This window comes from Aquitalea sp. LB_tupeE, assembly GCF_013391415.1.
Classification (GTDB): domain Bacteria; phylum Pseudomonadota; class Gammaproteobacteria; order Burkholderiales; family Chromobacteriaceae; genus Aquitalea.
On record NZ_JACAXB010000002.1, the window covers coordinates 107,111 to 127,231 of the forward strand.

General features: G+C 59.7%; 18 protein-coding genes and 1 riboswitch. Of the genes, 4 read left to right on the plus strand and 14 right to left on the minus strand.

Annotation, left to right across the window (positions count from 1 at the left end; translation table 11 throughout):
* Positions 1-48: 48 nt before the first annotated feature.
* The 4 genes from aldA to htpX all read right to left on the minus strand — a co-directional run bounded on the left by aldA (position 49) and on the right by htpX (position 5,304).
* Positions 49-1,473, minus strand: a complete 1,425-nt coding sequence (gene aldA, locus HWX34_RS00505) for an aldehyde dehydrogenase (protein ID WP_178970482.1) — start codon at positions 1,471-1,473, stop codon at positions 49-51.
* A 276-nt stretch (positions 1,474-1,749) separates the two neighbouring features.
* Entirely contained in the window at positions 1,750-3,033 is a 1,284-nt protein-coding gene (locus HWX34_RS00510; protein ID WP_178970483.1) for a voltage-gated chloride channel family protein, read from the minus strand.
* A gap of 77 nt (positions 3,034-3,110) precedes the next feature.
* Positions 3,111-3,210, minus strand: a riboswitch (Fluoride riboswitch).
* Between the two features lie 106 nt (positions 3,211-3,316).
* A complete protein-coding gene (locus HWX34_RS00515) occupies positions 3,317-4,321 on the minus strand; it encodes a TerC family protein (RefSeq protein WP_255496509.1) in 1,005 nt (334 codons plus the stop codon).
* A gap of 101 nt (positions 4,322-4,422) precedes the next feature.
* The gene (htpX, locus tag HWX34_RS00520) at positions 4,423-5,304 is read right to left on the minus strand and encodes a protease HtpX (protein ID WP_178970484.1); all 882 of its coding nucleotides are present in this window, start codon (positions 5,302-5,304) and stop codon (positions 4,423-4,425) included.
* 141 nt (positions 5,305-5,445) lie between these two features.
* Between htpX and nhaR the strand changes: the two genes are divergently transcribed.
* From nhaR to ald, 4 genes are all read left to right on the plus strand, one after another.
* Positions 5,446-6,345 carry a transcriptional activator NhaR gene (gene nhaR, locus HWX34_RS00525; protein WP_178970485.1) on the plus strand — a complete coding sequence of 300 codons (900 nt, stop codon included), beginning with the start codon at positions 5,446-5,448 and terminating at the stop codon, positions 6,343-6,345.
* A gap of 183 nt (positions 6,346-6,528) precedes the next feature.
* Entirely contained in the window at positions 6,529-8,610 is a 2,082-nt protein-coding gene (locus HWX34_RS00530; protein WP_178970486.1) for a site-specific recombinase, read from the plus strand.
* A gap of 114 nt (positions 8,611-8,724) precedes the next feature.
* Entirely contained in the window at positions 8,725-10,326 is a 1,602-nt protein-coding gene (locus HWX34_RS00535; RefSeq protein ID WP_178970487.1) for a sensor domain-containing diguanylate cyclase, read from the plus strand.
* A gap of 446 nt (positions 10,327-10,772) precedes the next feature.
* On the plus strand, positions 10,773-11,897 hold the full coding sequence (ald, locus tag HWX34_RS00540) for an alanine dehydrogenase (protein ID WP_178970488.1): 1,125 nt from the start codon (positions 10,773-10,775) through the stop codon (positions 11,895-11,897).
* Between the two features lie 90 nt (positions 11,898-11,987).
* Here the strand turns inward: ald and HWX34_RS00545 are convergent, their stop codons facing one another.
* The 10 genes from HWX34_RS00545 to HWX34_RS00590 form a co-directional block, all read right to left on the minus strand.
* Positions 11,988-12,248 (minus strand): acyl-CoA-binding protein, encoded by a 261-nt coding sequence (locus tag HWX34_RS00545; protein ID WP_178970489.1) that lies wholly within the window; start codon positions 12,246-12,248, stop codon positions 11,988-11,990.
* A 149-nt stretch (positions 12,249-12,397) separates the two neighbouring features.
* The gene (locus HWX34_RS00550) at positions 12,398-13,177 is read right to left on the minus strand and encodes an energy transducer TonB (protein WP_178970490.1); all 780 of its coding nucleotides are present in this window, start codon (positions 13,175-13,177) and stop codon (positions 12,398-12,400) included.
* Between the two features lie 27 nt (positions 13,178-13,204).
* Positions 13,205-13,942 carry a DsbC family protein gene (locus HWX34_RS00555; protein ID WP_178970491.1) on the minus strand — a complete coding sequence of 246 codons (738 nt, stop codon included), beginning with the start codon at positions 13,940-13,942 and terminating at the stop codon, positions 13,205-13,207.
* Positions 13,943-13,957: 15 nt separating this feature from the next.
* Positions 13,958-15,106 carry a UbiH/UbiF family hydroxylase gene (locus HWX34_RS00560; RefSeq protein WP_178970492.1) on the minus strand — a complete coding sequence of 383 codons (1,149 nt, stop codon included), beginning with the start codon at positions 15,104-15,106 and terminating at the stop codon, positions 13,958-13,960.
* Between the two features lie 11 nt (positions 15,107-15,117).
* Entirely contained in the window at positions 15,118-16,314 is a 1,197-nt protein-coding gene (locus HWX34_RS00565) for an FAD-dependent monooxygenase (protein ID WP_178970493.1), read from the minus strand.
* 2 nt (positions 16,315-16,316) lie between these two features.
* A complete protein-coding gene (locus HWX34_RS00570) occupies positions 16,317-17,612 on the minus strand; it encodes an aminopeptidase P N-terminal domain-containing protein (protein ID WP_178970494.1) in 1,296 nt (431 codons plus the stop codon).
* Positions 17,613-17,763: 151 nt separating this feature from the next.
* Positions 17,764-18,489, minus strand: coding sequence for a YebC/PmpR family DNA-binding transcriptional regulator (locus tag HWX34_RS00575; RefSeq protein WP_045848341.1), 726 nt, complete (start codon positions 18,487-18,489; stop codon positions 17,764-17,766).
* A 75-nt stretch (positions 18,490-18,564) separates the two neighbouring features.
* Positions 18,565-19,341: a flagellar biosynthetic protein FliR gene (gene fliR / locus HWX34_RS00580; RefSeq protein WP_178970495.1), complete on the minus strand. Its 777-nt coding sequence runs from the start codon at positions 19,339-19,341 to the stop codon at positions 18,565-18,567.
* Between the two features lie 11 nt (positions 19,342-19,352).
* Complete coding sequence (fliQ, locus tag HWX34_RS00585) at positions 19,353-19,622, minus strand: flagellar biosynthesis protein FliQ (protein ID WP_045848343.1); 270 nt, start codon at positions 19,620-19,622, stop codon at positions 19,353-19,355.
* Positions 19,619-20,119 carry a GNAT family N-acetyltransferase gene (locus HWX34_RS00590; RefSeq protein ID WP_178970496.1) on the minus strand — a complete coding sequence of 167 codons (501 nt, stop codon included), beginning with the start codon at positions 20,117-20,119 and terminating at the stop codon, positions 19,619-19,621. Before HWX34_RS00590 ends, fliQ begins: the two co-directional genes overlap by 4 nt.
* Between the last annotated feature and the right edge of the window lie 2 nt (positions 20,120-20,121).

Here is a 20,121-nt window from a genome sequence, read left to right on the forward strand (position 1 = left end):
CGGGGGTTTTGTCAGCGGGTCTTAATCCGGGTCAGGCAACCGCACTGCTCAGTATTTCAATACCACCAGGCGGGTTTGTGTGAACTCCAGCATGCCGTGCTTGCCATCGTCTCCCCCCAGGCCCGAGCGTTTCCAGCCGGAGTGATAGCCCTGATAGGGGTCGGCCGGGGTGCGGTTGACATACAGTTCACCAGCTTCGATATGATTGGCAAAGCGCATGGCCGTCCGATAGTTTTCGCTGTACAGCACCGAGGCCAGGCCAAACTGGTGATCGTTGGCCATCTGCAGCGCTTCGTCCACTGTGCGGTATTGCAGCACGCACAGCACCGGGCCAAAAATTTCTTCCTGCACGATTTCCATGTCCTGGCGGCAAGCGGTCAGCAAGGTGGGGGGATAAAAATAACCAGGGCCTTCAGGAATGAAACCACCGGTTTCCAGTACCGCACCATCGTCCACTGCACGCGCCACCATCTGGTGGATATTCAAGCGGGTAGTGGCATTGACCAGCGGCCCCATGTAGTTGGGATGACTGGCACGGTTGCCGTACTGGCGGGCGGCAAAGCGCTCCTTGAGCAAGCGGACAAAGTCTTCGTACACGCTTTCCTGCACATACACCCGCTCCACCGAGGTACACAACTGCCCGCAATGGCTGAGGGCTGACGCCACGATATCGTTGGCAGCCTGTACCAGGTTGGCATCGGCCTCGATGATGGCCGGGGTTTTCCCGCCCAGCTCCAGCGATGACTTGGCGATATTCACCCGCGAGTACTCCAGCACCTTGCGCCCTGCGCCCACGCTGCCGGTGAGGGTGATCATGCCCACACGGGGATGGGTGCACACGGTTTCGGCCACCACATGGCTCATGGTCAGGATATTCACCACCCCGGCGGGCAAACCGGCATCCAGTACAGCCTGAGCGATTTCAAAAGCTGAGCAAGGGGTGTTATTGCTGGGGCGCACCACCACGGTATTGCCGGTGATCAATGCCGGGGCAATCTTGCGCAGCAAGGTGTAGACAGGAAAGTTGAACGGAATGAGGCAGGCCACTACGCCGATGGCCTCACGCATCAGCAGCAGGTTTTCCTGCGGGTTGTCACTGGGAATGACCTCCCCTTCGATACGCCTGGCCCATTCGGCATGGTAGCGCGTGATTTCTGCGGCATAGATTGCCTCACTGGTGGCATCACTCAGGCTTTTGCCAGATTCGCGCGCCAGAACGGCACCGATCTGACCGGCTCTGGCCTGCAAGGCAGCAGCCAGCTGGTGCAGATACCGGCCACGCTCGCAGGCGGGCAGTGCCGCCCAGGGCTTTTGTGCAGTGGTAGCGGCCTCGACGGCACGCAAGGCCTCGGCAGTGGTAGCGGCAGGCACCTGTGCGTAGGGCTGGCCGGTGGCAGGGTCCAGCACGGTGAACACGGCATCGCCCTCGGAAGCGACAAAGCCGTTATTGATGAAATTCTGATAGCACTGCATGGGGCCAAACTCCTCGACTAGAGTATTGGCACTATCAGACCAGCCGGCTGTCCGCAGGTCAAAGCAATTTCATGGATGAATATTTAATTTCACCAGTGAAATTTTCTACCCAATCGGACAGCCAGACTGGCGTGAAAAACAGGACAAACCACCCTGCCAGACTCAGAGCGGCTAACAAAAAAGCGTAGCGTCCCTGGGGCAAGACGCGTCGAGACCGACAGTACAAGGATACGGCCGGAAGGCACAATGCAAGCGCAGGTTTTTTGTCAGCGGCGCTTACTCTTGCCGACGCCGCCATGCCGCCAGTTCACTCAGTTTCAGCCCGCGCGGAAACGGGCGGTGCTTGCCATGGGCGATGCGTTGCGAACGATAAATGCCGGTATGGCCGGAGAACATGTAACTGGCCACGCAGGCCAGTGCAGCGTAGATGCCCACCTCACTGCCAAACAGCTCCATCGCCATGATGGTGGAAGCCAGCGGCGTATTGGCCGCACCGGCAAACACTGCGACAAAGCCCAGTCCGGCCAGCAAGGAAAACGGCAGGTGCAACAAGGGGGACAAGGCATTCCCCAGCGTGGCCCCGATAAAAAACAGCGGCGTGACTTCGCCCCCCTTGAAACCGCTGGCCAGTGACAGCACGGTGAGGCCCAGTTTGGCGGCAAAGTCATAAGCAGGTAGTGGCTGCGTGAATGCGCCCACAATGGTGGGGATACCCAGCCCGATAAAGCGCTCGGCCCCCGTGGGCCAGACGATGGCCACCAGCAACACACCACCCAGCAAGGGCCGCAGCGGCGCATAGGGCACATGGCGCTTGATCTGCGCCGACAAGGCATGGGTGCTGTTGGCAAACAACTTGCCCACCAGGCCGAACAGCGCCCCGGCCACCAGCGTGGCCAGCAAGGTCCAGGCACTGAGCACGGGAAACTGGCTGATGGCGTAATGGGTATGCTGCACGCCCCAGCCCAGACCCACCTGATCGGCCACAATGGCCGCCAGCAGACAAGGAAACAGCGCGTCATAACGCATGCGGCCGATGGCCAGTACTTCCAGCGCAAACACCGCACCGGCCAGCGGGGTGCCAAACACCGAGGCAAAACCGGCGGCAATGCCGCAGATCAGCAGGATGCGCCGGTCCGCATTACCCAAGCCCAGCACGCGGGTGACCTGATCGGCCAGTGCGCCGCCCATTTGCACGGCAGTACCTTCACGTCCGACCGATGCGCCAAACAGGTGGGACATCACGGTGCCCCACAACACCAGCGGCACCATGCGCAAGGGCACGATGCGGGTGGGGTCGTGGATTTCGTCTATCAGCAAGTTGTTACCGGCCTCCACTTGGCGGCCATAACGCAGGTATACCCAGCCAACGGCAAAACCGGCCAGCGGCAGCAGAAACAACAAGTAGGGCTGGCTGAGGCGCATTGCCGTTGCCCACACCAGGCTGTGCAAAAAGAAGGCAGAAGCGGACCCGGCCAGCAAGGCAACCAGGCAGGAGAGCAATAGTAACTTGCTCATGCGCGGCAGCATGGCAAGTGTTTCGGAACGGGAAATGGCAGACATAAGATTCTTCTGAATGACAAAACTCAATCACCTCCCCAGCCGGAAATTACTGACGCACCTGCAGCTCCCAGCCAGGGATACCTGCAGGCATCATCAGCCCGGATGGGCGGTTCGCTGCTGCCACCTCCGGACTGGAAGCCGCAAACAGGCGGGAGGAATGCCATCTCCCAAAGAATAACCATGCTAAAGGCAAAGCCGACTGGCGACAAGAAAAAAGCCGGGCTGCTGCTGGCAGACCAGGCCTGGCTCATGACCAAACACGGTTGGCGCGCTCAGAACGTCTTTATGACAGGCTGTCACCCGGGGCGTTGCGCGTCTTGTACAGCGAATACAGCACGCCACCGGCCAGCAGCCCCAGCGTCACCACCAGCGATATGCCGGTGGGGATGTGGAAGTTCACCAGCTGAATGTCGTTCAGGTAGACCAGCCCCACTTTTACGCCAATGAACACCAGGACGATGGCCAGTGAATACTTGAGATATTCAAAGCGGTGCACCATGGCCGACAGGGCAAAATACAGCGCCCGCAGGCCCAGGATGGCAAAAATATTGGAGGTATACACCAGGAAGGGGTCCTGGGTAATGGCAAAGATGGCCGGGATGCTGTCCACCGCAAACACCAGGTCAGCGCTTTCCACCAGCAATAGCGTCAGCAGCAAGGGGGTGGCCCACCAGCCGCGACTCAGCCCATGCTGTTCGCCCCGCACCACAAAATGATGGCCATGCAAAGTGGGCGTCAGGCGCAGATGACGGCGCAGCCATTGGTACAGCTTGTTGTCATCCAGCGACGGGTGGCTTTCTTCCTGGCTGAACAGCATCTTGACCCCGGTCAGCAACAGGAACAGGCCGAACAGCACCAGTACCCACTTGAATTCGGCTACCAGCACTGCCCCCAGGCCTATCATGGCGGCCCGCAGCACGATGACGCCGAGAATCCCCCAGAACAACACCCGGTGCTGGTACAGGCGCGGCACTGCCATGCCGCTGAAAATCAGCGACATCACAAAGATGTTGTCCATCGACAGCGATTTTTCCACCAGATAGCCGGTGAGGTACTGCATGCCGGCATCCCCGCCGCGATACCACCACACCCAGCCGCCAAACACCAGACCCATGGCAATGTAAAAGGCCGACAGTTTCAGGCTTTCACGCACCCCGATTTCGTGGTCGTCTTTGTTGAGCACCCCCAGGTCAAACACCAGCAAGGCCATCACAATGCCCATGAACATCAGCCACATCCACAAGGGCGTACCGGCAAACAGCAGATTCAGCCATTCCATCGTCTTCATCTTTCCCCATGGTGCACTGCCATGACGGCATGCGACCGGATAAAACGCAGATGAGCAGGACAGGCCTGCTCATCGTTCACTCCCGCAACCGTCCGGGTGAATCAGCGCGCAGCCTGCAAGGCGGCAATACGCGACTCCAGCGACGGGTGGCTGGACATCAGCCCCATCAGGCCGGCCCCACCGGAAATACCGGACGCGGCCATGTTCTGCGGCAATTCCCCAGCGTGCACGCCACCCAGGCGGTGCAGCGCGGCAATCATGGGCTGCGGGCTGCCCAGCAGCTTGGCTGCGCCGGCATCGGCACGGTATTCACGCTGACGCGAGAAGTACATCACGATGAAAGACGCCAGAATGCCAAACACGATTTCACACACAATCACGGTAATGAAATAGCCGATACCGGTGCCACTGGACGATTCTTCATCATTACGGCGCAGGAAGTTGTCCACTACATAGCCCACCACACGGGCCAGGAAGAAGACAAAAGTATTCACCACGCCCTGGATCAGGGTCAGCGTCACCATGTCGCCATTCTGGATGTGGGCAATTTCATGGGCCAATACCGCTTCCACTTCCTGCTCGGTCATGGAGGCCAGCAAGCCGGTGGATACCGCTACCAGTGAATTGGACTTGCTGGCACCGGTGGCAAAGGCATTCGGCTCGCCGTCGTACACAGCAACTTCCGGCATGGGCAAACCGGCACGGTCGGCCAGCTTGCGCACGGTAAACAGCAGCCAGCGCTCGGTTTCGTTGGCAGGTTGCTCAATCACCCGTGCACCGGTGCTCCACTTGGCCATGGTCTTGGACATCCACAGCGAAATGAAGGCACCGCCAAAGCCCATCAGGGCGGCAAAGGCCAGCAGGCTGCCCATATTCAGGCCGCCAGCGGTGATGAAGCGGTTGATGCCCAGTAACTGGGCGGCGATGCTCAGCACCAGCATCACCGCAATATTGGTGGCGATCAGCAGAATCACGCGTTTCATGATCTATCCCCTCGGTGGTGGTTGGTTGATGGCCCGTATCCCTTACGTAGCCACGACATTCAGATGCTGCATGATAGATGTTTCTGAACCACGAAAAAATCAAATAAAATAGTAAAATCCTTACGATTTTTTCGAATCATCATGCTCAGCCATCTCAACTACAAGCATTTGCATTACTTCTGGGCTGTGGCGCGCGCCGGCAGCGTGACTGCCGCCGCCCAACAGCTGGGCATGAGCGCCCAGACAGTAAGCGGTCAGATTTCACGGCTGGAGCAGCAGATCGGCCGCGCCCTGTTCAAGCAGCAAGGCCGTGGCCTGGTGCTGACCGAGGCCGGACGCATGGCACAGACCTATGCCGACCGGATTTTTCAGCTGGGCGAGGAATTGCAGGAGCTGCTGGCCGACGAACAACTGGACAACACCCTGCGCCTGAGCAGCGGCGTCAGCGATGTACTCCCCAAAAGCATTGCCTACCGTCTGCTCAAACCGGCACTGGCCTTGCCGCAACGACTGCGACTGCACTGCACTGAAGGAGCTTTCGACCAGTTACTGAACGAACTGGCCAGCCACAGCCTGGATCTGGTACTGGCCGACCGCCCGGCCCCGGCCGCCGGACAACAAGCCATGCAATCGCATTTGCTGGCGCGCTGCCCGGTAATGATCTACGCCACACCAGCACTGGCAGCCCGTTATCAGGCGGATTTTCCTCACAGCCTGCATCGTGCGCCCTTGTTGCTCCCCAGCCGGGACAATGTGCTGCGGGCGCAACTGGAACATTGGCTGAACGAACTGGGCATACGGCCGGAAGTCGTCGGGGAATTCAAGGATGGCGCGCTGTTGCAAACCTTTGGCGAGGAAGGTGCCGGCCTGTTTCCCGCACCGGCATTTTCTGCAGATGACATTACCGGGAATGGCAAACTGGGTTTGCTGGGCCAGGTCAGCGGGGTGGAGGAACACTATTACGTCATTACCAACCGCCGTAAATTGCAGCACAAGGCAGTTCAGGCCATTATTCAGCAAAGTCTTGCTGCAGCACCCTGAACAAAGAAATTCCATTCTCAATCCGGATTAGTAGCTCAGGAATTGAACTGAACAAGAATAAGAATTGTCTGATATTGCTTTTATCTCTTAACTCCATCTGCCAGACCAAGCCAGCAGGCAACTGCCCATAAGCGCGCCCTGCACGACAACACATGAGGCGGGCAGCTGCCTGCATAAGGGCTGATGCTGCACGACCCCCTGCTGGCTGGCACCAACCACGGAGCGCTGTTCACCTTGCCACATTCCACGCTAGACACCTTGTTTTTCGATCTGCAGCAGGGAAACATCACCCCGGGCGCAGCCCTGGCCGAGCTGGTGCGTCATTTGCGCCCAAGCCATGCCGACCAATATGAACAGGCAGTGATGAACATGCGTGCGCTCAGCTGGCTGCTGGAGCACCACGCCGACTACCGCCAGGCCCTGCGTAGCGCCTTGCTGGATTTACTGACCCAAACCCGGCAGATTCCGCTGTATACCGAGTCTGGCATCCTGACCAATACCGGCTTTTTCACTACGCTCTCCAAGCGGGTGGGAGAGCGGCTATTGCCCATGCCGCTGCGCGAGGATTCACTGCAAGACCGCTTTGGCCGCCTGTTTCGCTGGAAAAAAGACCATGTCTGGCTGGCCAGCATTCCGGACGATACCTGGCAGCAGCTATGGCAGGCCATGGCCTGGCATGAAGAACAAGACCGCACCGGCTGGACCCAAACCCGCCTGCAAATGGTGGAAGCGGTGCAAATCCTCAGCGCACGGGTTACCGCCATTGGCCTGGAACCGGAGCTGGTGCGGGTGTATCCGGACATCGAGCGCTTTGAATCGCCCTTCCTGCATCTGAATGCCGCGGTGCTGCATTATGCCGACAGCTATCGCCAGGCACTGGCCAGCAACACGGCTCCGGCAGAAGACGACAAGCATATTCTGGTGTTGCTGGAACAATGCGAACTGATTCTGGGCAAGATCCGCAAGAACGCCTCACGCAATGGCATTTCCGTCAACCTCACTTACCAGGCCTTGCGCCTGCTGCAAAGCCTGAACCGGCTGCGTGCCCTGCTGTGCCTGCTGGAGCCGGATCACGACCCATCGCGCAATCCAGCGCTATTCCACCTGCTGCTGCACTTTGCCCGGGCAGAAAACCGCAAATACAGCGTCAGCGACGTGTTCAAATCCAATACCGAACTGCTGGCCTTGCAGGTAACCGAACATGCCGGGCGCCATGGCGAGCACTATATTGCCGAAACACGCCGGGAATGGGGCAGCATGGCGCGCGCCGCCATGGGCGCGGGGCTGATTGTCGGCGTGATGGCACTGATCAAGCTGCTGCTGGCCCAGGCTCACCTGCCCTTGCTGTGGGAAGGGCTGGCTTATGGCATGAACTACGCCATTGGCTTCATCATCGTGCAGCTGTTGCACTTCACCATTGCCACCAAGCAACCAGCCATGACGGCGGCGCGCATTGCCGCCGCCCTGCATCAGCAGGAGAAGTGCGGCAGCCGTGTTGCACTGGACGATCTGGCCAAGCTGGTCACCAAGGTCATGCGCACCCAGTTTGTCGCCATTCTGGGCAATGTGCTGCTGGCCATCCCCACCGCCGGACTGATTGCCTATGGCTGGCAGGCCTTGTTTGGCGTAGCTGTGGTTTCCACTGACAAAGCAGCGCACCTGCTGCATGACCTCGACCCATGGCACAGCCTGGCCCTGCTGCATGCCGGCATTGCCGGGGTCTACCTCTTCTTGTCCGGGCTGATTGCCGGTTATTACGACAACAAGGCCATTTACCGGCGCATTCCTGAACGTCTGGCCAACCATCCGCTTTTGAACAAATTGCTGGGCAAGCACCGCGCCTGGAAACTGGGTCATTATGTGGAACACAATCTGGGCGCGCTGGCTGGCAACTTCTATTTCGGCCTGTTTCTGGGGCTCACCGGCACCATCGGCATCATGCTGGGCTTGTCGCTGGATATCCGGCACATTACTTTCTCGGCCGCCAATCTGGCTTTTGGCCTGGTCACGCTGGATTTCCAGCTGCCGCTGGGGCAAATGGCCTTCTATGCCTGCGGGGTGGCGCTGATCGGCCTGACCAACCTGGCGGTCAGCTTCATTCTGGCTTTATGGGTGGCGCTACGCTCACGCAAGCTCTCTGGCCGTCAGGTCTTGCCCTTGCTGCCCTTGCTGCTCAAACGCTTTGTCCGGCACCCCTTACAGTTTTTCATTCCACCTGCCAGCAGCCCGGCAGAGCCGGATACGGAAGGCAGCAAGGAGAGCTGACATCTTGCGGCGACGGTCATGACAATTCCATAACAAGAAAAGGGGATTGGCGATATACGGAAGGAATGACGTCGGTTAAACTGGCCGGCCGTTTCCTTTACCTTCTGTGTCCTGATGAGCCTGCGCCGTATCTTTGACAGCATCATCACCCGACTGGTGATCATGGTGGTTTGCCTGGTCAGCCTGGGTACGGTCGTGCGCTACTTTGCACTGGGCAGCTTTTTGCGCCAGGACCTCAGCACCGTGGTGCAGGAACAGCAGCAAACGCTGGCCAGCTATGTCGCGCGTGATATAGATGACAAGATCACCCAACGCGAGGCCCTGCTCGATCAACTGGCAACAGACCTGCCGCAGCAATTGCTGCAACAGCCAGCCGCCTTGCAAGACTGGTTGCGCCAGCACTACCGCTACCAGAGCCTGTTTCCCGGCGGCCTGTTTGTCACCACCGCCCAAGGCAAGGTAATTGCAGACTACCCGACCGCACCCGGACGCCAGAACCACAGTTACGCAGACCGCGACTATATCCAGGCGGCCCAGCAAGGAAAACGCTATATCGGCAAGCCGGTGACCGGCTATGCCTTGCGCATTCCCATCCTGCCGATGGCCACCCCGCTGTTTGACCACAATATGCAGGTGTCGGGCATTCTGGTCGGCATCACCCCGTTATCCGCCCCCGGCTTTCTGGATGTGATGCAAAAATCCCGCATCGGCAATGGCAAGGGCGGTTTCCTGTTGGTGTCGCCGCGCGACAAGCTGTTTATTGCCGATACCCAAAAGCAGCTGGCAATGGCCCCCCTGTCGCCTGTCGGCGTCAATCCCATGCAAGATACAGCCCTGAGCGGCTATCACGGCACCGAGATCACCACCAACACGCGGGGAGAAGAGCAAGTATCCACCACGGTAAGCGTCCCCAGTGCCGGCTGGCTGGTAGTGGCGTATACACCGGCCAGCGAAGCTTTTGCCACGGTAAGGCATGCGCAAGGCTTTGCCGTGCGCGGTTCCATCATCGCAACCGTGTTGTTTGCCATGCTGGCCACCCTGTGCATGTATATCGTGCTGCGCCCGCTGTTTCTGGCGGCGGAAGATGCCGAGCGGATGACACGCGGCGAAACGCCGCTGGTTCCCTTGTCGATCCGGCGCAATGATGAAGTCGGCCATCTGATTGCTGCCTTCAATCGCCTGCTGGGCAAATTGCACGAGCAACAAGGCCAGCTGGAGCGGATTGCCCACCACGACCCGCTAACCGGCCTGCCCAACCGCCGCCTGCTGGCAGACCGCCTGAAACTGGCCCTGGCACAGTCGCGCCGCCACGGCAGCCATCTGGCCTTGTTGTTCATGGATCTGGACGGTTTCAAGCAGATCAACGACAGCAGCGGGCATGAGGCAGGAGACGAAGCGCTGAGGATGGTGACGGCCCGCTTGCAGGCCATCGTGCGCGAAACCGATACCCTGGCGCGTATTGGTGGCGACGAATTTGTCCTGCTGATGTGCAATCTTGATGAACACGCTGGCGAAGCGGTACGTACCGTGGCCGACAAATGCATTCAGGCCATGCAGGAGCCATTGCAAATTGGCACCTGCGCTTACAAGGTTGGCATTTCCATCGGGCTGAGCCTGGCCGGGCCGAACAGCACGGCAGATTCACTGATGCAAGAAGCCGATCAGGCCATGTATCTGGCCAAGCATGCCGGCGGTGACTGCTACCGTTTCAATTAGCACAAGCAGGCTGCCATCCGGGCGGCACCGCATATCACCAGCGCTGTTCCACCCGGCAGGGCCGCTGCCGCGGCAGAGCTGTCCGGCCCCCGCTTATTCATGCTGCATTGCACTCTAAGCGCCAGTAAAAATACCGGGGTAGAACACTTGATTTGACCGGAATCCAGCCCACTTCGGCCGGGTCAAAATACAGCATAGCATCACTGGTTTTTGCATAATATGCAGTAAATTTCACTGCCCATTTTTTCAACAACAGTGAATAAGACCAAGCCGCGCTCCATATACTACAAATCAATCAATGCTGGGAATCCGCCTTTGGCACAGGCTCCGTCGGAGAGTCTGGATGCCATCAACCCGGCTTGTCGTGCAGGCAGCCCGGACCGGCTGCTCACCCCCTGCCCGTGACGTTTGCTGTTGCTTCCATCCAATAACAGAAGGAGACGGTAATGTTGATCGGTGTACCCAAGGAAATCAAAAACCACGAGTACCGCGTGGGTCTCACCCCTGCTGGCGTGCGCGAACTGGTTGCCCATGGCCACAAGGTACTGGTGCAGACCCAGGCAGGCCTGGCCATCGGTTTTACTGACGAACAATACATTCAGTCCGGCGCGTCCATTGCATCTTCTGCCGAAGACGTCTTTGCCCGTGCGGAAATGGTGGTGAAGGTGAAAGAGCCTCAGCCAGTGGAATGCCGCCTGCTGCGCCCGGGACAAATCCTGTTCACTTACCTGCACTTGGCGCCGGACCCGGAGCAGACCAAGCTGCTGACCGAATCGGGCGCAGTGGCCATTGCCTATGAAACCGTCACCGACGAACGTGGCGGCCTGCCGCTGCTGGCACCGATGTCGGAAGTAGCTGGCCGCATGGCCATTCAGGCGGGTGCCCATGCACTGGAGAAAGCCCAGGGCGGCCGTGGTGTATTGCTGGGCGGGGTACCCGGTGTGGCCCCGGCTCGCGTAGTGGTGATTGGTGGTGGCGTGGTAGGCCTGAATGCGGCCCGCATGGCCGCCGGGCTGGGGGCTGACGTCACCATTCTGGACAAGTCTCTGCCGCGCCTGAAAGAAATCGACATGGTGTTTGGCGGACGCATCAAGACTCTGGTGTCCAATACCGCCAATATTGATGAATCCATCCGCGAAGCGGACATGGTGGTGGGTGCGGTGCTGATTCCGGGTGCGGCTGCGCCAAAACTGGTAACGCGTGCCATGCTGGGCAATATGAAGCCCGGCGCAGTGCTAGTGGATGTGGCCATCGACCAGGGCGGCTGTTTTGAAACCAGTCGCGCAACCACGCATCAGGACCCGATCTACGTGGTGGACGGCATCGTGCACTACTGCGTTGCCAATATGCCGGGCGGCGTGGCGCGCACCTCCACCCAGGCACTGAACAATGCCACCCTGCCCTTCACGCTGGAACTGGCCGACAAGGGCTGGCGTCAGGCCCTGCTGGATAATGCCCACCTGCGTAACGGGCTGAATGTCTGTCACGGCAAGATCACCTACAAGGCCGTGGCACATGACCTGGGTTATTCCTATGTCGACCCGGTGGAAGCCATCAAGGCTGCATCCTGAGCAGTGAGGGAAGTAAAAAACCGCTGTCCATGCCGGGCAGCGGTTTTTTTGTCCATCAGCCGGGGCCATGGCCCGGCAGCTCCCGGCGGATTACTCGGCCAGCAGCTTTTGCACCACGTCGATATAGCCTTGCTTGGCTTCGTCGCTGGCCATGCCCTTGAGCTTGTCCCAGGCATCGTATTTGGCGCGATTGATGAAATCCATCATGCCCGGGCGCTCACCGGCTACATCCCCTTCCGTTGCTTGCTTGTACAGCGCATACAGTTGCAGCAAGGTCTGGTTGTCCGGACGTTCGGACAGCGAGGTAACGTCGGCCTGGGCCTGGGTGAACAGTGTATTCAGATCAGACATGTTTCTTCCTTCGTGGTCGGATAAAAAGCGGTATGTTCCGCTGTACTGTAAGCGGCCCTTGCCACTGGGGCCGGACCTGCCCGGCAAGGCCGGGATGGCTGAATTTAGCATGAAACCGGCCCGCGTGCTTGCCATGGCCTGCCTTGCCGTCACTGTGCTGCAGAGGCATCGCTGTCACCATGCGGACCGATGCGGACCAGCTTGAAGCTTTTTACCGCACGGCCCTCACGCACGGCCGGATAGAACCTGGCTTGACGGAACACTTCAATCAATGGCTGCTCCACGCCGGCAGGCTGCGCTGACAGCAGTTGGACGGCATCCACCGTACCCTGTTCGTTGATATAAACCCGCAAAGTGACATCCACATCGTCCATTCCAAGACCATAAGGTGCCACCAGCACAATGGGCATTTGCTCCAGCGCCACCACATCCACCTGCCGAGCCGCATAGTAGACATCCACACCCCATTCCTGGGCATCTGCATCGGTATCGATCGTTGCTGGTGTGGCGGTCTGTACTGGCAGTGACTGGTTCGCCGCAACCGCCGGCTGACTGGCCTGCGGTGCGCTTGCCGGAGCTTGCTGCGCAAGCGTTGCAGCTGGCAAGGCCTGGGCGACACTGGCCTGTTTGGGCATGCGGTGCTGGCCATGCCCGGTGAGGACTGCCGGGCTGACGACCTGCTTTTTCTCCACCGGCAAGACGGGTGGTACAGGCTGTGCAGGCTTGGCCAAGGGCGAGGGCTCACCTTGCAAGCGCACATGCATGGGCTGTGGTTTGCCTTGCGGGCTGCCATCCGGCAGCAGCCGCAACAGCAAGGGCCCGTGCAACAGCAAGGACAGGCTGAGTGCCAGCATCAGCCTGTCTGCATCACCCAGCGCAGACCAGTGCCAGGACCCCGGCAGCCAGCGCAGCCCGAAAGGCAGATTCATGATGCCAGACAAAGACTGGCAAGACGTTTACTTGGCATCCAGCAGCTTTTCGATGTCTTCCTGGGCAATGGCTCCCGGTACCAGGCGGCCATTGGCAAACAGCAGGCCCGGTGTACCGGTGATGCCCAATTCGTCACCCAGCGCTTCCACCTTGTCCAGTGCGCTGGTATCACACTTGTCGGTGCCAGTCAGCGGCTGGCCATCACGCATGAAGGCAGTCCAGGTTTTCAGTCTGTCCTTGGAGCACCAGATCTGACGGGCCTTGCGCGGTGCATCGGGATGCAGCTGGGCCAGCGGGTACAGGAAGGTGTAAATGGTGACATTGTTGATGCCCGGCAGGCTTTCACGTTCCAGCTGCTTGCAGTACGGGCAGTCCGGGTCGGTGAATACGGCCAGTTTACGTGCGCCGTTGCCACGGACTTCCTTGATGGCGTACTGCAGTGGCAGTTTGTTGAAATCCACGTGATTGAGCTCGGCCATTTTCTTTTCAGTCAGGCTGGCCTTGGCTTCGGCGTCAATCAGGTCACCAACGAACAGGTATTTGGCCGAGGCATCGGTGTAGACAATCTGCTTGCCCTTCACCACCACTTCAAAAATGCCCTTGACCGGGGTTTCACTGACGCTCAGTACCTGACGATTGGGGAAGCGGGTGGTGAAGGCTTTCTGTACCTGTTCGGTGCCGGTAGAGGTGGCATTGGCATTGCAGGCCGTCATGGTGAGCAACAGGGTGCCAGCCAGCGCCAGCGCTTTTACAGTGGTGTTCATTCAATATCCTCGGGTTCAGAAGCCAATGGCATGACGGACGAACTGACGCTTGAGCGGTGTCAGCCGGTTGGTCAGGCTCAGGCCGGTATTGCGCAGCCAGGACAGGCCGGGCACATGTTGGGTATGGAACAGCCGGTACAGGCCGTCACAGGTGAACTGCATGGTTTTTACCGCTTCGCGGCGCTCGCGCTCGTAGCGGCGCAACAGCATCCAGTCGCCGGCATCGCCCTCTTTCTGTAACAGGGCAGCCAGTTGTGCTGCATCCTGGAAACCCAGGTTGACGCCCTGTCCGGCCAGCGGGTGTACGGTATGGGCGGCATCGCCTACCAGCGCCAAGCGCTGGCTGACCACCGCCTCGGGCTGGATCAGCCGCAGCGGAAAGGCTGCCGCCGGGCCAAGCAGGGCCAGATGGCCCAGCTGGTGATTGCCGGCTGCAGCCACGCGGGCGCACAATTGCTCGGCAGACAATGCCATCAGCGCATCCGGGTCTGAAGTGGACCACACCATGGAAATGCGATTCCCCGCCATGGGCAGCCAGGCTAGAATGCTGTCTCCGGTGAACCACTGGCGGGCAATATTGCCATGCGGCTTTTCGCAGCTGAAATTGGCCACCACACCGCTTTGGCCATAAGGCTTGATGCTGGCGGCCAGGTCAGTCTGGCTGCGTACCCAGGAGTTGGCCCCGTCGGCGCCCACCACCAGGCTGGCTTGCAGCACCCGGCCATCGTCCAGGGTCAGGCTGGCCATGCTGGCGGTGGTGGAGAGTGAGGCTGGGCGTACACCGGTCAGACAGCTGACCGGGCTGGCAGCCAGCCGCTGCCACAGGCTGGCCAGCAGCCAGCGGTTTTCCACAATCCAGGCCAGGGCGCTGGCACCGGCATCGCTGGCGGCAAACTGAATACGGCCACCGGCATCGCCAGAGACATCCATGCTGGCGATGGTGCCGACGCGGGACATGTCCGGCCAGGCTTGCAGTTGTTCCAGAAAACGGCGGTTGAGCGGGCTGACAGCGTAAATGCGGGCATCCCAGCCTTGCTCCAGATCTTCAAAACGTGCGGCAGAGCCTTCCAGCAAGGCGATCTTGCGCCCGCTTTCGGCCAGCGCCAGTGCCAGGCTGGCACCCACCAGGCCACCACCGACAATGATGACGTCGTACTGTGTCATGGATTGCTTTCCTATAGCCCGAATACCAGATGACGGGCAAATGCACGACGCAAGGGCGGCACGCTGTCCAGCGTACTCATGCCCACGCCGCGCAAGGCACTGACCAGGGCGGAGTCGCCGTCAAACAGCTTGATCAGGCCGTGGGTGAAACCCACCACGGCATGGCTGTCCAGTTTACGGCTAGCGGCATACACCGCCAAGGCAGCTGCATCGCCCGGATCGCTAACCTCGTTCAGGGCATCGGTCAGGCCGATGGCATCGCGCAGGCCCAGGTTCAAGCCCTGCGCCGCTACCGGATGCATGGTTTGAGCCGCGTTGCCAATCAGCACCACCCGACCACTGCTGACACGGTTGACCTGACGCAGTGCCAGCGGAAAGCTGGCACGCGGGCCGATGGACAGTACCTTGCCCTGCCGCTCGCCAAAGGCTTGCTGCAATTCGGCCATCACCTGCTCATCCGGCGCTTGTTGCAAGGCCTTGGCATCATCGTGGCTTCGGGTCCACACCAGCATGTAATTGTCACCATGCGGCAGCAGGGCAAACGGCCCCTGCTTCGAGAAGCGTTCGTAAGCCACGCCGGCCGGGGGGAGTTCGGTGCTGACTTCGGCCAGAACCGCACATTGCTGGTAGTCATGTACCAGACGCTTGATACCCGGCAGGCTGTCCGCCAGCGCGCCGCCTTCAGCCAGCACCACCAGACGTGCTGTCAGGCTGATATCACCATGCACACCGCTGGTTTTCACTGTGGCATAGCAGGCCATGCTGTTGACGGATTCCACGCGGGTTTCCCACCATACTTGCACACCGGCCTGCTCCAGGCAGGCATTGATGGCCAGGGTCAGCGCCGGATAATCCACCACCACGCCCAGATGCGGCAGCTTGAGATCAGCCGCTTCCAGCCGGGTACGACCAAACGCACCCTGCTGAGAGACATGCACGCTGTCGATCTGGCTGGCGGGCAAGTTGTCCGGCCATGCGCCGGATGCTGCCAACGCCTCGCGGCTATACCAGGACAGTGCCAGTGCACGCGCATCGGTCAGCGGCGCATCTTTGGCGCGCGCTTCCACCAGCAGCACCCGCCGTCCGGCAGCGGCAAAGCGCAGCGCGGCCAATGCGCCTACCGGACCGCCGCCGACAATGATGATGTCGGCGTGTTCGCCGCCATCATGGCCGCAGTCGCGGCTGTGTTGTCTGTCTGTGTTCTTCATGTTCAGACACCCTGCATCAGGATTTCAATTGCATCAATTTCTTTGGGCACGTCGGCGGTATACACCTCGTGCCCGGTTTCAGTCACCAGCACATCGTCTTCGATACGGATGCCGATATTGTGCAGCGCAGCCGGAACATTCGGAGCCGGGCGGATATACAAACCAGGCTCGATGGTGGTGCACATGCCGGGCTGGTAGGTACGCCACTGGCCGCCTTGCTTGCGCTGGCCGGCGTCATGGACATCCAGGCCGATCATGTGGCCGATGCCATGCATGTAGAACTGGCGGAAGGCGCCGGATTCGATCACCCCGTCCACGCTGCCGGTGAGCAGCTTCAGGTCCAGCATGCCTTGCACCAGTACTTTCAGCGCAGCATCACCGGGCTCATTCCACACTGCCCCAGGCTTGACCGCAGCAATGCCTGCCAGTTCCGCCGCCAGCACGATTTCGTAAACATCGCGCTGGGCCGGGCTGAATTTGCCATTCACCGGGAAGGTGCGCGTGATATCACCGGCATAACCATTCAATTCGCAACCGGCATCAATCAGCAGCAAATCACCATCGTTCAGCCGCGCATTATTGGCTGCGTAATGCAGGGTGCAGGCATTGGCTCCGCCGGCCACGATGCTTTCGTAGGACGGGTAGCGTGCGCCATTGCGAATGAAGGTGTGCAGGATTTCCGCCTCCACCTGGTATTCCATCATGCCCGGCCGGGTGGCACGCATGGCCTGGATATGGCCCTGGGCGGAAATCTGTCCGGCCCGGCGCAAGGTAGCACGCTCGCCAGCGTCCTTGATCATGCGCATCTCGTCCAGCAATACCAGCAGGTCGTGGTACAGCGCGGGTGGCTGTTCACCACTGCGGTAACGCTGGCGCACGGCCTCCAGCCAGCCATTCACTCGCACATCGAAACCAGGCTGACGACCAATTTTCCACCACAGCGACTTCTGGCCGCTCAGCAGGTCGGGCAGGCGGGCATCCAACTCACCGAGCGGATAGGCCTCGTCAAAGCCGAAAGCTTCTCGCGCCCCGTCCGGACCATAGCGAAAACCTTCCCACACCTCACGTTCCAGATTCTTTTCCCGACAGAACAGAATGGATTTGCCGGCTCCGGCGTCCAGCACCAGTACGGCCTCCGGCTCGGCAAAACCAGTCAGATACAGAAAATGGCTGTCAGCCCGGTAGGGGTAGTGGTTGTCAGCATTGCGCACCACTTCAGGCGCGGTAGGCAGGATGGCAATGCCCTCCCCCATCTGCTGCATCAGACGCGTACGGCGATCGACATGACTCTGGTACATGATGACTCTTTCGCATGACTTGAACCGGCCAATATCCCGGCATGGCTGAAGTTTACACTGCTGCGACAGCGCTGCCGATGCTGACAATCAGTAAATGGCAGGCATGAAAAAGGCTTGCCCGTGGGCAAGCCTTGCATCCGGCTTTACGTTATCAATCCAGCAGGGTGGCCGAGGTGTACACGTCCTGCACGTCGTCCAGGTCTTCCAGCGCATCCAGCAGCTTTTGCATGCGCATGGCGTCTTCGCCGGCCAGTTCGGTTTCGTTCTGCGGCTTCATGGTGACTTCGCCCATTTCCGCCTTGAAGCCCTTGTCTTCCAGCGCCTGCTTCACGTCGCTGAATTCGTAAGGGCCGGTGATGACTTCGATGGAACCGTCATCATTGGTGATCACGTCTTCGGCGCCGCATTCCAGCGCGGCTTCCATCAGCGCGTCTTCGTCCACGCCCGGGGCAAATACCAGGAAACCGCAATGGTTGAACTGGAAGGCCACACAGCCGTCGGTGCCCATATTGCCACCGTACTTGGAGAAGGCATGACGCACATCGGCCACAGTACGGGTCTTGTTGTCGGTCAGGCAGTCCACCATCACGGCAGCACCGCCAATGCCATAACCTTCGTATCGGCACTCGACATAATCCACACCTTCGAGCTGACCGGTACCACGCTTGATGGCGTTATCGATATTGTCCTTGGGCATGGATTCGGCCTTGGCCTTGTCCACTGCCAGACGCAGACGCGGGTTCATGTTGACATCGCCGCCGCCCATCTTGGCAGCAACGGTGATTTCCTTGATCAGACGGGTGAAGATCTTGCCACGCTTGGCATCCTGACGACCCTTGCGGTGCTGGATGTTCGCCCATTTGCTATGACCTGCCATAATTGCCTCAATCTGGTTTGGCCCGTCACCGGGCCGGTTTAATGCCGAAAATTTGGCCGCTATTCTAGCAGAAAGCTATTTCGCCTTCAGCATGGCCAACATGAAAGTGAAGGCCTGACCGTATATCTGTTCGATGGCCGGCACCATCAGCGGCAAGGTCAGATAGATGGTGATGAAACCGATCATCAAGGTCAGCGGAAAACCAAAGGTAAAAATATTGAACTGCGGTGCGGCACGGGTCATCACGCCGATGGCGAGGTTGGTCACCAGCAAGGCGGCAATGACCGGCATGGACAGCCAGATGCCCCAGGAAATGATGTGGCTGCCCCATAACACCAGCGCCTTAAGCCCCTGGGCTGGCATGCTCATGCCGATGGGCAGCACCTGGAAGCTTTCCACCAGGGTGGAAATAACGACTTGATGGCCGTCAAAGGTAAGGAACAGCAGGAAAACAAACATGGACAGCAGCTGGGACACCACCGGCACCTGCGCTGCGTGCATGGGGTCGAAGAACATGGCAAAACCCAGACCGGTTTGCGCACCCATGATGAAACCGGCCATTTCCACCGCAGTCATGGTCAGCCGCATGACAAAGCCCATGGCCAGGCCAATGAGCAATTGCTGGAACAAAATGGCAATCCCTGCTGCGGAAAATACCGGCACGGCTGGCACCGGTGGCAGCAATGGCACCACCAGCACGGTCAGCATCAGCGCGAAACCGGCCTTGAAGCGGCGCGGCACACCGCGATAGGCATACAAGGGTTCCACCAGGAACAGGCCGATGATGCGGGCAAAAGGCCAGGCACACATCGTAACCAGTGCACTGATCTGTGCATCAGAAATACTGAACATGGAGTACGACGTCAGCCAATCACGCTGGGAATGCTCTGGAACAGCCGGGTGGTGTATTCCACCAGGGTATTGAGCATCCACGGCCCGGCCAGCACCAGCACCAGAAACATGGCCAGCAGCTTGGGAATGAAAGTGAGCGTCATTTCGTTGATCTGCGTGGCGGCCTGCAATACGCTGACCAACAGGCCCACCACCAGCGACACCAGCAGCACCGGTGCCGAGACGATGATCAGGATATACAGTGCGTTCTGCACCAGATTGATGACCAGTTCCGGACTCATGATTCTCTCCTTGCGTCGGCAGGCTCCTGCCAGCCGCCTTTGGCCATCAGCCAGTTTTCCAGCGTCTCGCCATCCCGCGTCACGGTATTGGCGCGCAACACCGCATATCCCGCCTGTTCGAATACCGGCCGGGCTGCATGACTGGCCCAGGTATGCAGGGCCACAAGCCCGGCCTGTGCCGCCATGTCTTCCAGCTGACGGATCATCTGCAATGCCAGGCCGCGTCGCTGCGCGGCAGGCGCCACGTACAACATGTCGAACTCTCCGGCATGGGTCAGCCAGGCAAAACCCAGCAACTCACCAGCCGCGCTGACAGCAACGCTCCAGCTGGCGGACAGGCGCGCAGCCCAGGCTGTGGCGGTTTCATCATCCCAGATACCGGCCCAGGCCAGGCGGGCCGCCAAGGGGTAAGCCTCATCCGGCAAGGCGGCTATGCAATCGGCACACAGGGCATGGCACAGCGGCAGCATGTCCGGCGTAAGGGGGTGGAACTCCATGT

Excerpts from the sequence above, each read along its gene's own strand:
- aldA (WP_178970482.1), bottom strand. The coding sequence starts at position 1,473 with ATGCAGTGCTATCAGAATTTCATCAATAACGGCTTTGTCGCTTCCGAG.
- HWX34_RS00510 (WP_178970483.1), bottom strand. The coding sequence starts at position 3,033 with ATGTCTGCCATTTCCCGTTCCGAAACACTTGCCATGCTGCCGCGCATG.
- HWX34_RS00515 (WP_255496509.1), bottom strand. The coding sequence starts at position 4,321 with ATGAAGACGATGGAATGGCTGAATCTGCTGTTTGCCGGTACGCCCTTG.
- htpX (WP_178970484.1), bottom strand. The coding sequence starts at position 5,304 with ATGAAACGCGTGATTCTGCTGATCGCCACCAATATTGCGGTGATGCTG.
- nhaR (WP_178970485.1), top strand. The coding sequence starts at position 5,446 with ATGCTCAGCCATCTCAACTACAAGCATTTGCATTACTTCTGGGCTGTG.
- HWX34_RS00530 (WP_178970486.1), top strand. The coding sequence starts at position 6,529 with ATGCTGCACGACCCCCTGCTGGCTGGCACCAACCACGGAGCGCTGTTC.
- HWX34_RS00535 (WP_178970487.1), top strand. The coding sequence starts at position 8,725 with ATGAGCCTGCGCCGTATCTTTGACAGCATCATCACCCGACTGGTGATC.
- ald (WP_178970488.1), top strand. The coding sequence starts at position 10,773 with ATGTTGATCGGTGTACCCAAGGAAATCAAAAACCACGAGTACCGCGTG.
- HWX34_RS00545 (WP_178970489.1), bottom strand. The coding sequence starts at position 12,248 with ATGTCTGATCTGAATACACTGTTCACCCAGGCCCAGGCCGACGTTACC.
- HWX34_RS00550 (WP_178970490.1), bottom strand. The coding sequence starts at position 13,177 with ATGAATCTGCCTTTCGGGCTGCGCTGGCTGCCGGGGTCCTGGCACTGG.
- HWX34_RS00555 (WP_178970491.1), bottom strand. The coding sequence starts at position 13,942 with ATGAACACCACTGTAAAAGCGCTGGCGCTGGCTGGCACCCTGTTGCTC.
- HWX34_RS00560 (WP_178970492.1), bottom strand. The coding sequence starts at position 15,106 with ATGACACAGTACGACGTCATCATTGTCGGTGGTGGCCTGGTGGGTGCC.
- HWX34_RS00565 (WP_178970493.1), bottom strand. The coding sequence starts at position 16,314 with ATGAAGAACACAGACAGACAACACAGCCGCGACTGCGGCCATGATGGC.
- HWX34_RS00570 (WP_178970494.1), bottom strand. The coding sequence starts at position 17,612 with ATGTACCAGAGTCATGTCGATCGCCGTACGCGTCTGATGCAGCAGATG.
- HWX34_RS00575 (WP_045848341.1), bottom strand. The coding sequence starts at position 18,489 with ATGGCAGGTCATAGCAAATGGGCGAACATCCAGCACCGCAAGGGTCGT.
- fliR (WP_178970495.1), bottom strand. The coding sequence starts at position 19,341 with ATGTTCAGTATTTCTGATGCACAGATCAGTGCACTGGTTACGATGTGT.
- fliQ (WP_045848343.1), bottom strand. The coding sequence starts at position 19,622 with ATGAGTCCGGAACTGGTCATCAATCTGGTGCAGAACGCACTGTATATC.
- HWX34_RS00590 (WP_178970496.1), bottom strand. The coding sequence starts at position 20,119 with ATGGAGTTCCACCCCCTTACGCCGGACATGCTGCCGCTGTGCCATGCC.